General features: G+C 71.6%; 16 protein-coding genes and 1 tRNA gene. 5 read left to right on the top strand and 12 right to left on the bottom strand.

The annotated features are described in order from the left end of the window. The first annotated feature begins 321 nt into the window (after positions 1-321). A complete protein-coding gene (locus LWP59_RS05510) occupies positions 322-1,779 on the top strand; it encodes a tyrosine-type recombinase/integrase (protein WP_144636353.1) in 1,458 nt (485 codons plus the stop codon). Here the strand turns inward: LWP59_RS05510 and LWP59_RS05505 are convergent. The 3 genes from LWP59_RS05505 to LWP59_RS05495 all read right to left on the bottom strand — a co-directional run bounded on the left by LWP59_RS05505 (position 1,771) and on the right by LWP59_RS05495 (position 3,242). Further along, positions 1,771-1,843, bottom strand: a tRNA-Ala gene (locus LWP59_RS05505). The genes LWP59_RS05510 and LWP59_RS05505 overlap by 9 nt on opposite strands. 99 nt (positions 1,844-1,942) lie before the next feature. Beyond that, positions 1,943-2,722 (bottom strand): DsbA family protein, encoded by a 780-nt coding sequence (locus LWP59_RS05500; protein ID WP_144636355.1) that lies wholly within the window; start codon positions 2,720-2,722, stop codon positions 1,943-1,945. Between the two features lie 22 nt (positions 2,723-2,744). Beyond that, positions 2,745-3,242, bottom strand: a complete 498-nt coding sequence (locus tag LWP59_RS05495) for a MauE/DoxX family redox-associated membrane protein (protein WP_144636357.1) — start codon at positions 3,240-3,242, stop codon at positions 2,745-2,747. Positions 3,243-3,329: 87 nt separating this feature from the next. Here LWP59_RS05495 and LWP59_RS05490 point away from each other — a divergent pair, with 87 nt between their 5' ends. Together LWP59_RS05490 and hrpB are read left to right on the top strand one after the other, a co-directional pair. After that, positions 3,330-4,130 (top strand): glutamate ABC transporter substrate-binding protein, encoded by an 801-nt coding sequence (locus tag LWP59_RS05490; protein ID WP_144636414.1) that lies wholly within the window; start codon positions 3,330-3,332, stop codon positions 4,128-4,130. Next, the gene (gene hrpB / locus LWP59_RS05485) at positions 4,127-6,508 is read left to right on the top strand and encodes an ATP-dependent helicase HrpB (RefSeq protein ID WP_144636359.1); all 2,382 of its coding nucleotides are present in this window, start codon (positions 4,127-4,129) and stop codon (positions 6,506-6,508) included. Before LWP59_RS05490 ends, hrpB begins: the two co-directional genes overlap by 4 nt. Here hrpB and LWP59_RS05480 read toward each other — a convergent pair. After that, entirely contained in the window at positions 6,503-6,886 is a 384-nt protein-coding gene (locus tag LWP59_RS05480; protein WP_144636360.1) for a VOC family protein, read from the bottom strand. The two genes, hrpB and LWP59_RS05480, sit on opposite strands and share 6 nt — an antisense overlap. 65 nt (positions 6,887-6,951) lie before the next feature. Further along, positions 6,952-7,665, bottom strand: a complete 714-nt coding sequence (locus LWP59_RS05475) for a dienelactone hydrolase family protein (protein WP_144636363.1) — start codon at positions 7,663-7,665, stop codon at positions 6,952-6,954. A 34-nt stretch (positions 7,666-7,699) separates the two neighbouring features. On the opposite strand from LWP59_RS05475, the gene LWP59_RS05470 reads away from it, so the two are divergent. Next, on the top strand, positions 7,700-7,906 hold the full coding sequence (locus LWP59_RS05470) for a hypothetical protein (protein WP_144636365.1): 207 nt from the start codon (positions 7,700-7,702) through the stop codon (positions 7,904-7,906). Then, complete coding sequence (locus tag LWP59_RS05465; RefSeq protein ID WP_144636369.1) at positions 7,907-8,512, top strand: hypothetical protein; 606 nt, start codon at positions 7,907-7,909, stop codon at positions 8,510-8,512. A gap of 22 nt (positions 8,513-8,534) precedes the next feature. Here the strand turns inward: LWP59_RS05465 and LWP59_RS05460 are convergent, their stop codons facing one another. The 7 genes from LWP59_RS05460 to hutH are packed head-to-tail and all read right to left on the bottom strand — an operon-like array spanning position 8,535 to position 16,716. Then, positions 8,535-8,756 carry a hypothetical protein gene (locus LWP59_RS05460; protein ID WP_144636372.1) on the bottom strand — a complete coding sequence of 74 codons (222 nt, stop codon included), beginning with the start codon at positions 8,754-8,756 and terminating at the stop codon, positions 8,535-8,537. 8 nt (positions 8,757-8,764) lie between these two features. Continuing rightward, positions 8,765-9,892 carry an inorganic phosphate transporter gene (locus LWP59_RS05455; protein WP_144636375.1) on the bottom strand — a complete coding sequence of 376 codons (1,128 nt, stop codon included), beginning with the start codon at positions 9,890-9,892 and terminating at the stop codon, positions 8,765-8,767. A 27-nt stretch (positions 9,893-9,919) separates the two neighbouring features. After that, positions 9,920-11,077, bottom strand: a complete 1,158-nt coding sequence (gene hutI, locus LWP59_RS05450; RefSeq protein ID WP_144636377.1) for an imidazolonepropionase — start codon at positions 11,075-11,077, stop codon at positions 9,920-9,922. After that, positions 11,065-12,357: a formimidoylglutamate deiminase gene (locus tag LWP59_RS05445; protein ID WP_144636380.1), complete on the bottom strand. Its 1,293-nt coding sequence runs from the start codon at positions 12,355-12,357 to the stop codon at positions 11,065-11,067. Before LWP59_RS05445 ends, hutI begins: the two co-directional genes overlap by 13 nt. Further along, complete coding sequence (locus LWP59_RS05440) at positions 12,354-13,553, bottom strand: allantoate amidohydrolase (protein WP_144636383.1); 1,200 nt, start codon at positions 13,551-13,553, stop codon at positions 12,354-12,356. The genes LWP59_RS05445 and LWP59_RS05440 overlap by 4 nt, the downstream gene beginning before the upstream one ends. Then, positions 13,550-15,196, bottom strand: a complete 1,647-nt coding sequence (hutU, locus tag LWP59_RS05435; RefSeq protein WP_144636386.1) for a urocanate hydratase — start codon at positions 15,194-15,196, stop codon at positions 13,550-13,552. Before hutU ends, LWP59_RS05440 begins: the two co-directional genes overlap by 4 nt. Next, the gene (hutH, locus tag LWP59_RS05430; RefSeq protein ID WP_144636390.1) at positions 15,193-16,716 is read right to left on the bottom strand and encodes a histidine ammonia-lyase; all 1,524 of its coding nucleotides are present in this window, start codon (positions 16,714-16,716) and stop codon (positions 15,193-15,195) included. The genes hutU and hutH overlap by 4 nt, the downstream gene beginning before the upstream one ends. Positions 16,717-16,781 lie beyond the last annotated feature (65 nt).

Here is a 16,781-nt window from a genome sequence, read left to right as displayed (position 1 = left end):
CCGCTCGGCCCGCTAGCGTGCCCACCGCCGTCACTGGATTGCTGGAAAGCACACGGTCGGGCCATAGAAGATGTGCCGACCTCGAGATCATCGCTCGCGTGTCAACCGTTAACTGCGGGTCACTGCGCCCTGCCGCCAGGCCACAGCCGCCGCGTCCACCCAGCCGCCGTCACTTTGTCACATGCTTCGTCCCGCCATCTGAAACCTGGGAGACAGGCGCTCCAGCCCCCTTCCCACGTTTCGCGGCGCGCTGCGACTTGACATCCGTCACGGCCGGACGCATCACGGAACTGACCAGCAGTCGCGCATCGGGAGGTCATCATGGCCTGGGTCGAGCAATCCGGACAACACTCCTGGCGGGTCCGCTACCGCCGCCACACCGGCACCACCGGCGCCATACCGGGCTTCCCTGACCGCAAGGTCGCCGAAACCTACGCCCGGGACATGGAAACCGACCAAAGGCGCCAGGTCTGGATCGACCCCGCCGACAGCCGCACCACACTCACCGACTGGGCCGCCCGCTGGCTGCCCGCCCAGGACCTCGACCCGCGCACCATCGACAACTACCGCAGCTACCTGCGCTGCCAGATTCTGCCCCACTTCGGCGACGCGTCTTTGGGCGAGATCACCGCGCTCGACATCGACACCTGGACCAAACAGGTTGCGGACGCTGGCTACGCCGCAGCCACCATCGCCAGCTGGGTCAAACTCCTGTCGATGATCCTCACCGACGCGGTCGACCAACACCTCATCCCCACCAACCCCGTCCGACAACGCGGTCACCGCGGCCGACGCTGCCGCACCCTCGCCCGCGAACGTGTCTGGCCCACGCCCGAGCAGGTGCTGCGCATCGCCAACCAAGCCTCCGCCCTCGGCGGCACCACCGCCCGGCTTCTGATCATCACCGCCGCGTGGACCGGCTGCCGCCGGGGCGAACTAGCCGCCCTCCACCGCGACAACCTCCACCTCGACACCGGCCATCTCACCGTTGACCCCGACCACGGCTCGCTCCACGAGTGCGGCGGACGCCGCTGGCTCGGCCCGCCGAAGACACCCTCCTCGGCCCGCACCATCACCCTGCCGCCATTCCTGGTCCGACTGCTGCGCCAGCACCTCCAGACGCACCCCTACGAGTTCGTGTTCACCAACCCGTGCGGCACCTGGCTGTGGCGCTCGTCCTTCCACCGTCGCATCCTTCGCCCCGCCATCGACGGCACCCGCAAACCGGGCGCCCGGATCTACCCGGTGTGTCCGGGACTGACCTTCCACGGGCTGCGACACAGCCACACAACCTGGCTCATCGCCGGCGGAGCCCCCGAGATCGCGCAAGCCCGCCGCCTGGGCCATCACCTGCCCAACCGGGTCGTCGAAACCTACTCCCACGTCGCCCCCGAGGTCGAAACCCGACTGCTCGCCGACCTCCAACGCCGCTGGCACAAAGCCACCCGCAGCCGTTACCCCAAACGACCCCAACAGAGAAAGCCAGCAATGAAAACCCGGCGACCTATTCCCCCGTCGCTAACCACGCGTCAACGGCCAATTCCCGCCGCCCCTCTCACCGTTGGAAAGAGGGACAACACCCGCCACGTCCAGCGGGGCAACGAAAAACAGGTCGATCCCTTATCAACGACCTGGAGTGGCACTCCCCAGAAACACCCCACCAGGGACAGCCTGACCCGATTACAAACGATCAGCCAAGATCAACCGAAGCCACAAGAAAGCCCCTCCGACCAGCCGAAACAGCCTGATCGAAGGGGGTTGATCACGAAGTGGAGCTAAGGGGACTCGAACCCCTGACCCCCTCACTGCCAGTGAGGTGCGCTACCAGCTGCGCCATAGCCCCGCGAGCGGAGTCAACCCCGCGTCGTGTCTGCGCATACGTTACATGACCTCGCCACCGGCCCGTACGCGGGGGGGCCGGGAAAGGACCCCCCGCGCGGGGTCAGGACTGGCCCACCAGCTTGGTCACCCAGTCGGGCTGGGTCCAGTCGACCTGGGCGCCGTTCTGCAGGATCGTCGGCGTGCCCTGGAAGGTCGGGTCGGCCGAGATCTTCGCCAGTGCGTCGTTCAGGGGCTGGTTGTAGGTACCCGCGTTGACGCACGTCGCGAAGGCCGGGGCGGTGATGCCCAGGTCCTGCCCCAGCTTGATCAGCTGCGCGTTGTCGTACCCGCGCTGACCCTCCTCGGGCTGCTTCGCGAACAGGCTGTCGTGGAACGAGGTGAACTTCCTCTGGTCCGCGGCGCACAGCGCGGCGTTCTCCGCGGCCAGCGAGTAGCCCGGCGGGTCCGACCGGCTGTTCAGCAGCGGGATCATGTGGTAGCTGACCTGCAGTTTCCCCGCCTCGATCTGCTGGTCGACCTGGTTACCGTAGGTCTTCTCCAGCTGGCCGCAGTACGGGCAGAGGAAGTCCTCGTAGATATCGATCTTCGCCTTGGCGTCGGCCTTACCGGTGACCACCACGGCGCCCTGGCGCACGTTCTGCGTGTCCAGCGACGCGTTCGTCGTCACCGGCGGGATCGCTTCGCCCTGGGTCTGGTTCTTCGACCGGTTCGTCCAGATGACCCCGCCGATCACCAGCGCGGCCAGCACCACCACGGCGACGACCACGACGATCGTCCGCCGGTTGCCGCCCGACGATCCGCGCGCCTGCGCCACCGCGCGGGCGCCGGACCGCTGCTGCTGTTGCCGGCGGTTACGTGCGGACCGCTCCGCTCCACCCACTTGTTCAGGTCCTTTCTGCTTCTTACACGGGGAGGTCCGAGACCTGCTGTTCCGAACGGAGCCACCCGTCCACGGCCAGGCGCGTCCGCGAACGCACGATCAGCCACCCGGCGAGCACCATGAAGCCCACGTCGCGGGCGATCTCCTGCGGGTACTGGGTCTGCCCCGCGGCGACCTGGCCACCGCCGCCGAAGCAGCCGCAGTCGATCGTGAGGCCGCGCGCCCACGACTGGGCGACGCCGGCGATGAACAGCACCAGCACGACGGCCGACACGACGGCCGCGACCCTGGTCAGCAGGCCGAACAGCAGCAGCACACCCAGCGCCAGCTCGAGCAGCGGCAGCGCGGTCGCCACCGGGTGCACCACGGCGTCGGGCAGCAGCTGGTAGGCCTTCACCGCGAGGTAGGTCTGCCCGGGATCCGCGAGCTTGATCGATCCCGAGGTGAGCCAGACCGCGGCCAGGCCGAGCCGCACCACCGTCCCGACGACGTCGAGCACGGGTTGGGAAGGTCGGAACACACGCTTAGGCTATCGGCGCGTCCTGAGAAACCTGTGAGGTCACGCCGCTCGGGCCGAAAGGAGGAGCTCGTGCCGCTCGTTCGAGTGATGGCCGTGCTTCTCCTGCTCTGCGGGCTCACGGCGTGTTCCTCCCACGACCCCGGCACCCTCCTCGGCAAGGCCGACAGCGGGCATCTCACCATCGGCATCCGCTTCGACCAGCCAGGGCTCGCCGAGCACACGCTCGACGGGCGCTTCGTGGGGTTCGACGTGGACGTCGCCGAATACGTCGCCGGGCAGCTGGGCGTCAAGCCGCCCGGCATCATCTGGCGGGAGACCACCTCGGCGACCAGGGAGACCGACCTCACCTCGGGCACCGTGGACCTGGTGATCGCCGCCTACTCCATCACCGACAAGCGCAAGCAGGTCATCTCCTTCGCCGGGCCGTACTTCGAGACCGGGCAGGACCTGCTCGTACGCCGGTCGGACAACGCGATCACCGGCCCGGAGACGCTCAACGGCCGCCGCCTCTGCTCGGTCACGGGCTCCACGCCCGCACAGGAGGTCAAGACCCGCTTCGCGCAGGCCGTGCAGCTGGTGGAGTACCCGCGCTACCCGGACTGCGTGACGGCACTGCTCGCCGGGCAGGTCGACGCGGTGACCACCGACGGCGTCATCCTCGCCGGTTACGTCACGCAGAACCCCGAGCTGCTCAAGGTGGTCGGCAAGCCGTTCTCCACCGAGCGCTACGGAATCGGCCTGCGCAAGGGCGACGCCGAAGGCCTGCACGCGCTCGACGACGCCATCCAGCAGATGGTCAGCAGCGGGAAGTGGCTGGACTCGCTGCGCGTCAACCTCGGGCCGTCCGGCTACCCGCTGCCCGCCCCACCCGCCGTGACCGAGCGATGACGACGCTGCCCGACCTGCCAGTCCGCGACGTGCTGGGCGAGCTGACCGCGGCGCTGGACGCCCACGGCAGCGCGGTGCTCGTCGCGCCGCCGGGCACCGGGAAGACGACTGTCGTCCCGCTCGCGCTCGCCGAGCACACCGATGGCCGGATCGTGGTCGCCGAGCCACGGCGGCTCGCGGCTCGCGCGGCGGCGAGCCGGATGGCAGCCCTGCTCGGCGAGCAGGTCGGCGACACCGTCGGTTACGCGGTCCGGGGCGATCGGAAGGTCTCCCGGCGCACGAGGATCGAGGTGGTGACGTCCGGTCTGCTCGTGCGGCGGGTGCAGCACGACCCCGAGCTGCCCGGGGTCGGGACGGTGCTGCTGGACGAGTGCCACGAACGCCATCTCGACGCCGACCTCCTGCTGGCGTTGCTGCTCGATGTGCGCGGCGGACTGCGCGAGGACCTGAAGCTGCTGGCCACCTCCGCGACCGTCGCCTCCGGCAGGCTCGCGGCGCTGCTCGGCGACGCGCCCGTGATCACCGCACACGTACGCACGTATCCCGTCGAGCTCGGCTACCTGCCCCCTGCCCGGAACGAGCGCGTGGAGGTCTCGGTGGCCCGCGCGATCCGCACTGCCCTGTCCGAAGTGGACGGTGACGTGCTCGCCTTCCTGCCGGGCGCCGGGGAGATCGCGAGAACGTCGTCCTTGCTGTCGGAGCTGGACGCCGATGTCCTTCCGCTGCACGGCAGGGTGACCGCCGCCCGGCAGGACGCCGCGCTGAAGCCGGGGCCCCGGCGGCGCGTCGTGCTGGCCACCGCCGTCGCCGAATCGAGCCTGACCGTGCCCGGCGTGCGGGCCGTGGTCGACTCGGGCCTGGCCCGGGTGCCGCGGGTCGACCACCGCCGCGGCCTGCCCGGACTGGCGACGGTCCGCGTCTCCGCCGCCGTCGCCGAACAGCGCGCCGGACGCGCGGGGCGTGAGGCGCCGGGCCGGGCCTACCGGTGCTGGGCGCAGTACGAGCAGGTCAGCCTGCCCGCCTACCCCGAGCCCGAGATCCGGACCGCGGACCTGACCCGGCTCGCGCTCGAGCTCGCCTGCTGGGCGACCCCGGACGGCGCCGGGCTGTCCTGGTGGGATCCGCCGCCGGACGGCCCGCTCGACGCCGGGCAGGAACTGTTGCGGACGCTCGGCGCCCTCGAGAACGGCAAGATCACCGCACGTGGCCGCAAGATGGCCGACCTCGGGCTGCACCCGCGGCTCGCGCGCGCCCTGCTGGACGGCGCCGCACAGGTCGGGCCCCGCCCGGCCGCGGAGGTCGTGGCGATGCTGGACGCGGGCGGCACGCTCACCGACGTCGAGGCCGAGTTGCGCAGGCTGCGCGACACCCGTGACGAACGCTGGCGCACGGAGGTGCGCCGCCTCGCCCGGCTGGTGCCCGGCGCACCCGAGGCGCCCGATCCGGCGCTGGTCGTGGCGCTGGCGCATCCGGAACGGCTGGCGCGGCGGCGGGAAAAGGGCTCGCCGGTCTACCTGATGGCGAGCGGCACCGCCGCCGAGCTGCCGGCGGGCAGCGGGCTCGGCGACGGGGAATGGCTGGCGGTCGCGGAAGCGACCCGGGATCCCGGCCGCGCCCACGGCATCATCAGGCTGGCCGCCCGCGCGGACGCCGAACTCGCCCTCCGTGCGGCGCCGAACCTGGTGTCCGAAGTGGACGAAGTGGGCTGGGCCGGCGACGTGGTGGCGAGATCCGTCCGTCGGCTGGGCGCGATCGTGCTGTCCGAACGCCCGCTGCGGAACCCCGACCCGGAACTGGTCCGGCAAGCGCTCCTGACCGGGTTGCACAAGGAGGGCCTCGACCTGCTGACGTGGTCGGCCGAGGCCCGCAACCTGCGGCAGCGCCTGGCGTTCCTGCATCGCGTGCACGGCGAGCCGTGGCCCAGCATGACCGACGAAGCGTTGCTGGCGAACGCCGCCGACTGGCTGGGCACGGCCCGCCGCCACGCCGACCTGGCGCGCATCGACACCGTGCACGCGCTGCGCGGCCTGCTCCCCTGGCCCGAGGCCGCCCGGCTCGACGCGCTCGCGCCCGACCGGATCGAGGTGCCGTCGGGCTCGCGGATCCGGGTCGACTACTCGACGGGCGAACCGGTGCTCGCGGTGAAGCTGCAGGAGACGTTCGGCTGGCCGGCCACCCCACGGGTGTCGGGCGTGCCGGTGGTACTGCACCTGCTGTCGCCCGCCGGACGTCCCGCCGCGGTGACGAGTGACCTGGAGTCCTTCTGGCACAACGGGTATGTGTCCGTGCGCGCGGAACTCCGCGGGCGGTACCCCAAGCATCCCTGGCCCGAGGACCCGCTCACCGCGACGGCGACCCGCCGGACCAAGCGCTCATAGCCGGGGCAGCTGCTGCAGGGTCCAGCCGTTGCCGTCGGGGTCGGTGAACGCCGCGTAGGAGACGGTCGACTTGCCCGGTGCGCTCATGTCCGCCACCTCGGCGACCTCGACCCCACGCCCGGCCAGCTCGGCCCGGGCGGCACGGATGTCGTCGACGACGAGGTGCAGGCCCTGGACCGAACCCGGCGGAGTGCCGACGACGCCGACGCCGATGACGATCGAGCAGGCCGATCCCGGCGGCGTCAGCTGTACGACGCGGAACGCCTCGTTCGGGCTGAAGTCGAGGTCGACCCCGAAACCGAGTCGGTCGGCGTAGAAGGCTTTGGCGCGGTCGACGTCGGTGACCGGGAGCGGGATCAGTTCGAGGCGATAGTCCATGACCAGTACGTCGAATGCCGACGGCTGGAATCGACAGCCGGACGAACGTTTCCCGGCAGCCCGGACTACCCGGTCGTCACGTCGATGAGCGAGAGCGCCTGCGGCCAGGACAGCGCGAACGCCTCGGCGTTGACCGGGTTGCCGTGCCGCTGGCTGCTGCTGAACCCGTGCTCGGCGTGCGGGTAGACGTGGACCATGCTCGGGCCGCTGGGGCGCGACTGGAGCGCGGTCTGCAGCCGGTTGAAGCTCTCGGCGGGCACCAGGTCGTCCGCGCCCGGGTAGAGCATCAGCACCGGTGCCTGGATCTGCGCGGTGTGCGCGACGGCGTCGACGGTGTGGTTCGGCGGCGGCGTCGCGGGGACGGTCGGGTGGTAGGCGATGACGTTGGCCAGCCGGCTGTCCTGCCCGCCGAGGATCAGCGCGAACCGGCCGCCGAGGCACCAGCCCATGACACCGGCCTTCGCACAGCCGAGCTCGCCGAGCAGGTGGTCCAGCAGCGCGCGCTGCTCGCCGAGCACCACCTCGTCGTCGAGCTGGACCATGCGCGCGTGCAGGGCGTCGTAGCTGGTGTCGTCGCTGCTCACGCCGTGCCAGGGGTCCCAGGTCAACGCGGTGACGCCGCGGCCTGCCAGCTCGTCGGCCCAGTTCCGGACCTGCTCGCCGATGCCGGTGATCATCGGCAGCAGGAGCATGCCGCGGGTGGAACCGCCCGCGGGACGGGCGAGGTAGGCGGTCAGGCCGCCGACGCCGGGGTAGGAGGTCTCGATCTCAACTGTCATGCGGGAAACCGTAATCAGGTGAGATGATCGGGCGATGAACGACCGCACTCTCGCCGCCGAGCTCGGCGGTCTGCCCGAGGGCGTCGCGGCGCTTCCGGCCGAGCACCAGCAGGATCTCGCGGACGCGTTGCACCAGGCGAGCCGGCGGCAGGCCAAGGCGCTGGCGAAGGCGGGCGACGAGGCGTTGCGGTACGTCCCGGCGCTGCTGCGCCCGGCGATCCGCAAGGCCGTGGGGCTGTAGATGGACTCGGACGCGGAGATCCTGAAGCTCGCCAGGGTGCTGGGCGTCTCCCCGGAGCGGCTGGGCTACCTGCGGGACGTCCCGGCCGCGGACCTGCGATTGCTGCGTGACCGGGTGACCAGCACGCTGTTCGATGCGCACCTCGGCGTGCTGGAGCGGATGGCCGGCGCGAGCAAGCTGCTGCCGAGCCCGCTGCTGGCCAAGATGGCGGAGCGGGTGTTCGGGCCACTGCTGTCGGCGCGGATCGCGGGCCTGGTCGACGTCGCCCGCGGGGTGGACATCGCGAAACGGCTTTCGCCGGGCTTCCTCGCGGACGTGGCGGCCGAGCTGGACCCGCGTCGCGCGGCCGGCATCATCGCCGGCATCCCCGCGCCCGTGGTGGTCGCGGTCGCCCGCGAGCTGGCCCGCAGGCGGGACTGGATCACCATCGCGCGGTTCGTCGACACGCTGCCGGAGAGCACGATCGTGTCGAGCCTGGAGGTCATCCCCGACAAGGCACTCCCCCAGGTCGCCCGCATGCTCGACGACCCGGCGCGCGTGCACTACGTCACGGATCTGCTGCCGCAGCACCGCCTGGACGCGATCGCGGACGACCTGACGACCTGACGACCTGACGACCTGAGGTGTATCAGGCTGCGATCAGGTAGATCCCGTAGCCGACAATGGCCGCGCAGACCGCGAAGCAGATGATCGCCGCCGTCAGCCCGCCGCTGCCGCTCGCGCCCGTGTCCCGCGCCGTCGTGCGGGCGGCGAGGCCGCGGACGCCGACGGCGAACACGCTCGTGATGACCCCGACCGCGACGAGGGCGATCAGGAAGACGCTGCCCAGGGCAGCCCAGTCGATCGTCATGACACTCCTCAGGCCGATGCCGCGACCGGCTCGGCCGGCGAGCTCTGGTTGACGTTGGCCGCGGTCACCGGGTTTCGCCGCGACCACAGGTAGATGACCAGCGCGACGATCACCCCGGCGACGCCCACCAGCACCGTGCCGATGCTGCCGCTGCTGGAGACCTCCGCCGCGATCGCGCCGACGACGGCGGCCGCCGGCAGCGTGCACAGCCAGGCCAGCGCCATCCGGCCCGCGACGCCCCAGCGCACCTCGGCCAGCTTGCGCCCGACGCCGGAACCGATGATCCCGCCGGAGCACACGTGCGTGGTGGACAGCGCGAACCCGAGGTGCGAGGACGCCAGGATCGTCACCGCGGCACTGGTCTCCGCCGCGAAGCCCTGCGGGGTCTGGATCTCGGTGATCTTCTTGCCCATCGTCTGGATGATCCGCCAGCCGCCCAGGTAGGTGCCGGCGGCGATCGCCGTGCCCGCGGTGAGGATGACCCACAGCGGCGGCGCGGACCCGGCCGCGAGCGAGCCGGACGAGATCAGCGTCAGCGTGATCACGCCCATGGTCTTCTGCGCGTCGTTGGTGCCGTGCGCGAGCGAGACCAGCGAAGCCGAAAGCGCTTGCGCGGTCTTGAACGTCTTGCCCACCACGTCCTGTCGCACGGACGCGGTGATCTTGTACACCAGGAACGTGCCGACCGCGGCCACCAGCCCCGCCACCAGCGGCGACGCGACGGCCGGGATGAGGATCTTCGAGACGACCGAGCCGAAGTGCACCGCGTCGGCGCCCGACGCGATCCAGGTCGCGCCGATCAGGCCGCCGAACAGTGCGTGCGAGGAGCTCGACGGCAGGCCGAACAGCCAGGTGAGCAGGTTCCAGATGATCGCGCCGACGAGCCCGGCGAACACGATCACGGGAGTCACCTTCGTGTCGTCGACGATGCCGCCGGAGATCGTCTTGGCGACCTCGATGGACAGGAATGCGCCTGCGAGGTTGAGCACCGCGGAGATCGCGACCGCGACCTTGGGCTTGAGCGCCCCGGTCGCGATGGAGGTCGCCATGGCGTTCGCGGTGTCGTGGAATCCGTTGGTGAAGTCGAAGGCCAGTGCGGCGACGACCACCACGATGACGATGAGTGAGGGGTCCACGTACTTCGACGATACCCAGCGAGTGAATCAGGCAGACGGTCTGTAGTTGAACATCCGGTGAACGCCACGCTGCCAAACGGCCCAGGTCAGCGGTACTCCGGGGCGATATGCGAGATGCGTCACGGACGGCGCCTCGAGCACCTGCACGTCGGCGCGGGCACCCGGCCGGATGACGCCGACGTCGTCCCGCCGCAGCGCCCGTGCGCCACCGGCTGTCGCGGCCCACACCGCCTCCTCGACGGACATCCGCATCTGCAGGACGGCCGTCGCGACGCAGAAGGCCATCGAGGTCGTGTACGAGCTGCCGGGGTTGGCGTTGCTGGCCAGTGCCACCACGGCGCCCGCGTCGAGCAGGCGGCGCGCGGCCGCGAGTGGCTGGCGGGTGGACAGGTCGCAGGCCGGCAGGAGGGTCGCGACCGTGTCCGACGAGGCGAGTGCGTCCACGTCGGCGTCGGTCAGGTACGTGCAGTGGTCGACGCTGGCCGCGCCGTGGCGGACCGCGAGCTGGACGCCCGGCCCGTGGCCGAGCTGGTTGCCGTGCACGCGCAGGCCGAGCCCGCGCGCGGCCGCCGCACACAGCACGCGCTCGGACTGCGCCTCGTCGAAAGCGCCTTCTTCGCAGAACACGTCGGCCCAGTGGACGGAATCCGCCACCGCGTCGAGCATCTCGCCACACACCAGGTCTACATAGGACAGCGAATCCGGCGGGATGATGTGTGCGCCGAGGAAGGTGACCTCGTCGGCCACCTCGGCGGCGATACGCGCGGACCGGACCTCGTCCACGACGGACAGCCCGTATCCGGTCTTCGTCTCCAGGCAGGTGGTGCCCTGGCGCAGGGCCTCCTCCGCGTGCCGGCGCAGGTTCGCGGCCAGCTGCTCGTCGGTGGCCGCTCGCGTCGCGTCGACCGTGACGGCGATTCCCCCGGCACTGTAAGGCTTTCCGGACATCCGGGCCTCGAACTCGGCCGTCCGGTCGCCGGCGAAGACCAGGTGCGTGTGGCTGTCCACCCAGCCGGGCAACACCGCCCTGCCCGCGACGTCGACGCGTTCGTCCGCGGCCGGTGCGGCCCTCGACGGACCCACCCACGCGATCTGCTCGCCGTCGAGAACGAGGGCCGCGTCCCGGAGCCTGCCCGTCGCACAGTTCGTGGTCAGCTCGCCGATACCATCGATCAGGATCGCCACAGCGCCTCGATCTCCTTCGCCAGCACCGTTTCCGGCCGGTCGATCAGCTGGTGGACGCGGTCGCGGACCACCCACCTGCCGCCGACCAGCACGTCCGTCACGTCGGCCGCCGACGCCGCGAGCAGCACCGCGTCCGGCTCGCATCCGGCCGTCCGCACCGACCCGAGGTCCACCACGACCAGGTCCGCCGACGCGCCCGGCATCAGCACCAGCTCACCCCAGCCGATCGCGTCGTGGTCGGTCGCAGTAGCCAGCAGCTCTGACATGGCGAACCGGCCACGCGATTCCGAAGCGAGCCGGTCGTCCAGCTCCAGCGCCCTGGCTTCCTCGAACGGGTCGACCACGGCGTGGCTGTCGCTGCCGAGACACAGGGGGACGCCCGCGTCGGCCAGCGCTCGTGCGGGCCCGATCCCGTCGCCGAGGTCCCGTTCCGTGGTCGGGCAGAAGCACACCCGCGTACCGGTCGCGGCGAGGGTGCCGATGTCGTCGTCGCTCAGGTGCGTCCCGTGCACGGCAACGCTGCGCGGCCCGAGGACACCCGCCTCGGCCAGCACTTCCGTCGGGGTCCGGCCGTAGTGTGCGAGGCACTCCTCGTTCTCCCCGCGCTGCTCGGACAGGTGGACGTGCAGCGGACCGGGCCGGTCCGCGACCACGGGCAGCTGGTCGGCGGGGACGGCACGAACCGAGTGCACCGCGGCGCCGACCCGGGTCTGCCCGTCCGGCGCGAAAGCCTCGACACGGCGCGCCCAGGCGTCGGCGTCGGCATCCGCGAAGCGCTGCTGCCGTCCGTCGAGTTCACGGCCGAAACCGCCGGTCAGATAACAGGTGTCGAGCAGTGTCAGCCGAATGCCCGAGTCCGTGGCGGCCTGCGCCAGCGCGTACCCCATCGCGTTCGGGTCGGCGTACGGGCGCCCGCCCGGCGCGTGGTGCAGGTAGTGGAACTCCCCCACACTCGTATAGCCCGACAGCGTCATCTCGGCGAACACGCCGCGCGCCAGCCGGTAGCAGGACTCGGGGTCGAGCCGTTCGGCGAGCGCGTACATCCGCTCCCGCCAGGTCCAGAACGTGCCGTGCCCGTGGTGCGTCCGGCCCCGCAGCGCCCGGTGGAACGCATGGGAGTGACCGTTGGCGAAGCCGGGCACCACGAGTCCATTGAGGACGGTCCCGGCGCGCGGCGAGCCCGGCGTGACGGTCGTCAGGACCTCCGCCTCCACGTCGATGCGGACCCCGTGGGCCACGCCGCCGGGCAGCCACGCGTAGGCACACCAATAGGTCGTCATGTCGACAAGTTCCGCAGTACGTCGGCAAGTGCTCGCGCGCCCCGCTCCACGTCGTCGTCCTCGGCGAACTCCTCCGGCGCGTGGCTGATGCCGGTCGGGTTCCGCACGTACAGCATGCCGGCGCGGACGTGCCCGGACAGGATCGCGGCATCGTGCCCGGCCCCGGTGGGCAGCTCCGGCACCCCGCCCAGCAGATCCCCCAACCGCCCCCGCAGACCGGCGTCGAACGCGACCGTGCCGCTGTAGGACTCCTCGGAGAGCTGCACCGCGCAGCCCTCCTCGGCCGCGGCTTCGCCCGCGATGCCGGCGATCTCGTCGACCAGCGGGCGGACCCGGTCCTCGCCGGTCACCCGCGCGTCCAGCCAAACGTCCACAGTGGACGCGATCACATTGGTGCCGCCGGGCCGCGGCACCAGCCTGCCGACCGTCGCCCGCGCACCCTCGACCTTCGACGCCACCCGGCGCGCGGCCGCGACGACCGCCGCTGCCGGGATCATCGGGTCGTGCCGGTCGCCCATCACCGTCGCCCCGGCATGATTTCCCTGCCCCGAGAACGAGAACCGCCACCGCCCGTGCGCGATGACCGTGCTGCCGACGGCGAGCGGCGAGCCCAGGTCGATCAGCCCCTTGCCCTGTTCGACGTGCAGTTCGAGGAACGTGCCGATCCGCGACAGCGCGAGGTCGTCCCGCCCGAACCGCTCGGGCTCGAACCCCGCCCGCGACGCCGCCTCGGCGAGCGTGACGCCGTCCGGGTCCCGCAACGCACGTGCCCTGTCGGCGTCGATCGACCCGGTGAGCAGCCGCGAACCGAGGCACGGCACGCCGAAGCGGCCGCCCTCCTCCTCGGCGAACACCAGGACCGCCAGCGGCTTGCGCGGCCGGAACCCCTCCGCGCGCAGAGCCGCCACGGCGTCGAGCGCGCTGACGACCCCGAGCGGCCCGTCGAACGCGCCGCCGCCCGGCACGGAGTCGAGGTGGCTGCCGGTCACCAGCGCGTCCGGCCCCGGTGTCCCCCACCACGCCCACAGGTTGCCGTTGCGGTCGGTCTCCACGTCGAGCCCTCGCCGTTCCGCCTGCTCGGTGAACCACGTCCGCAGCTCGCCCTCCGCCGGGTCGAAAGCGTGCCGGGAGTAACCGCCCCGGACACGATCGCGCCCCACGTCGGCGATCTCACCGAGCAACCCGAGCGCGCTCACCGCTGCTCCGCCATCGGCACCCGCACCCCGCGCTCCCGCGCCACCTCCGCGGCGCGCTCGTACCCCGCGTCGACGTGCCGCATCACGCCGGTGCCCGGGTCGTTCGTCAGCACCCGCTCGATCTTGCGGCCGGCCAGCTCGGTCCCGTCCGCCACACAGACCTGCCCGGCGTGGATCGACCGGCCCATCCCGACGCCGCCGCCGTGGTGGATCGACACCCAGCTCGCCCCGGAGGCGGTGTTGAGCAGCGCGTTCAGCAGCGGCCAGTCGGCGATCGCGTCCGAGCCGTCGGCCATCGCCTCGGTCTCGCGGTACGGGGAGGCGACGCTGCCCGAGTCGAGGTGGTCCCGGCCGATGACGACCGGAGCCGTCAGCTCGCCACTGGCGACCATCTCGTTGAACCGCAGGCCCGCCAGGTGCCGCTCGCCGTAACCGAGCCAGCAGATGCGCGCCGGAAGCCCTTGGAAGGCAACGCGTTCCCCGGCGAGCCGGATCCAGCGCGCCAGGGACTCGTTCTCCGGGAACAACTCGAGGATGGCGCGGTCGGTCGCGGCGATGTCCATGGGGTCGCCGGACAGCGCGGCCCAGCGGAACGGGCCCTTGCCCTCGCAGAACAACGGGCGGATGTAGGCGGGCACGAACCCGGGGAAGTCGAAGGCACGCTCGCAACCGCCGAGCTTCGCCTCGCCACGCAACGAGTTGCCGTAGTCGAACACCTCCGCACCCGCGTCGAGGAAACCGAGCATCGCGCCGACGTGCTCGGCCATCGAGTCCCGCGACCGGTCGGTGAACTCGTCGGGCTTCTTCGCCGCGTAGTCGTGCCAGTCCTCGACGCTCACCCCGATCGGCAGGTACGCCAGCGGATCGTGCGCCGACGTCTGGTCGGTGACGATGTCGGCCTCGGCACCCCGGCGCAGCAGCTCGGGCAGGACCTCTGCGGCATTGCCGATCACGGCGACCGACAGCGCACGACCGTCGCTCTTCGCCTTCGACACCCGCCGCACGGCGTCGTCCACATCGGACGCTATTTCGTCGAGAAAGCGCGTCTCCACGCGACGCGTGGCCCGTTCCGGATCGCACTCGACGACGAGCACGGCACCGCCGTTCATCGTGACCGCGAGCGGCTGCGCGCCACCCATCCCGCCGAGTCCGGCGGTGATCGTGAGCGTGCCCTTGAGCGAGCCGCCGAACCGCTTCGCCGCCACCGCCGCGAAGGTCTCGTACGTGCCCTGCAGGATCCCCTGCGTGCCGATGTAGATCCACGAACCGGCGGTCATCTGCCCGTACATCGTGAGCCCGAGCTGTTCGAGCCTGCGGAACTCCGGCCAGTTCGCCCACTCCCCCACCAGGTTCGAGTTCGCGAGCAGTACCCGGGGCGCCCACTCGTGGGTGCGGAACACCCCGACCGGTTTGCCCGACTGCACCAGCAGCGTCTCGTCCTCGTCCAAAGTGGTCAGACAGCGGGTGATCCCCTCGAAGCTCGCCCAGTTTCGGGCGGCCTTGCCGGTGCCGCCGTAGACGACGAGGTCCTCGGGCCGCTCGGCGACCTCGGGGTCGAGGTTGTTGTGGAACATCCGCAGCGCGGCTTCGGTCTGCCAGCTCTTCGCGGTCAACGCGGACCCGCGGGCGGCTCGCACGATCATGCTTCCTCCAGTGCTTCGAGAACGGCTCCTGACCTCGCGAGCTCCTCCACCGCAGCGATTTCCGGCGCCAGATGCCGGTCCGGCCCCGGCCCGCCGACCCGCTCACGCACGATGTCCCGCACCGCCGCCGTCACCGGCGCCGGACGCAGCGGCGCCCGCAGGTCCAGCGCCCGCGAGGCGGCCAGCAGTTCGACGGCGAGCACGGTGGTCAGCCCGTCGACCGCACGGCGCAGCTTCCGCGCGGCCGACCACCCCATGGACACGTGGTCCTCCTGCATGGCGCTGCTGGGAATCGAGTCCACCGAGGCCGGGACCGCGAGCCGCTTCAGCTCGCTCACCACCGCCGCCTGCGTGTACTGCGCGATCATGTACCCGGAGTCGACCCCCGGGTCGTCCGCCAGGAACGCGGGCAGCCCCTGCGAGCGGGTGATGTCGAGCAGCCGGTCGGTCCGGCGCTCGGCCATGCTCGCGACGTCGGCCGCCGGGATGGCCAGGAAGTCCAGCACATAGGCGATCGGCGCGCCGTGGAAGTTGCCGTTGGACTCCACGCGCCCGTCCGCCAGCACCACCGGGTTGTCGATCGCGGACGCGAGCTCCCGTTCGGCGACCAGTTCGCCGTGGCTGACGGTGTCCCGCGCCGCGCCGTGCACCTGCGGGGCGCATCGCAGCGAATACGCGTCCTGCACGCGGGTGCAGTCCGGCCCCCGGTGGCTCGCGACGATCCCGGAACCCTGGAGAGCGGCGAACATCCGGCGCGCGGACCGGGCCTGGCCGGGATGCGGGCGGAGCGCCTGCAGGTCCGCGGCGAACGCGCGATCGGTGCCCAGCAAGGCTTCCACGCTCATCGCACCGGTGAGGTCGGCGGTGTCGAGCAGCCGGTCGAGGTCCGCCAGTGCGAGCACCAGCATGCCCAGCATGCCGTCGGTCCCGTTGGTGAGCGCGAGACCTTCCTTCTCCGCCAGCGTCACGGGCCGCAAACCCGCGTCCCGCAAGGCTTCCGCGGCAGGCTTGCGGCGTCCGTCGTGGTCGGCCTCGCCCTCCCCCATCAGCGCGAGCGCGACCGCGGCCAGCGGCGCGAGGTCACCGGAGCAGCCGAGCGACCCGTACTCGTGCACCACCGGGACGATGCCGGCGTTGAGCAACCCGACCAGCGCGGCCGCGGTCTCCGGGCGCACTCCCGTGTAGCCCGTCGCGAGCGTGCGCAGGCGCAACAACATCAGCGCGCGCACGACCTCGGGTTCCACGGCCTGCCCCGCCCCCGCCGCATGCGAGCGGATCAGTGAGCGCTGCAGCGCCGTCCGCCGGTCCGGCGGGATGTGGCGGATGGCGAGCGCGCCGAACCCGGTGGACACGCCGTAGGTCGGCTCGGTCGCGTCGGCGAGTGCCTCGATGTGCTCTCGCGTCGCGGCCAGGTTCTTCAGGACCGTCTCGCCCAGCTCCACCCGGGCCGCCCCCCGGGCGACCGCGACCACCTGCTCCCGGCTCACGGACCCTGCGTCCAACCGCACTGTGCGCACCATCAGCCCATTCCACCCGCCCGGGCGGCCTCGCACACTTGACGAGCGCGTGCTTGTGTCTGGTATCC

The organism is Amycolatopsis acidiphila, assembly GCF_021391495.1.
In the GTDB taxonomy this organism is placed as follows: domain Bacteria; phylum Actinomycetota; class Actinomycetes; order Mycobacteriales; family Pseudonocardiaceae; genus Amycolatopsis_E; species Amycolatopsis_E acidiphila.
The sequence above is the reverse complement of the archived record's forward strand: the minus strand, read 5'-3'. Positions and strand labels throughout refer to the sequence as shown.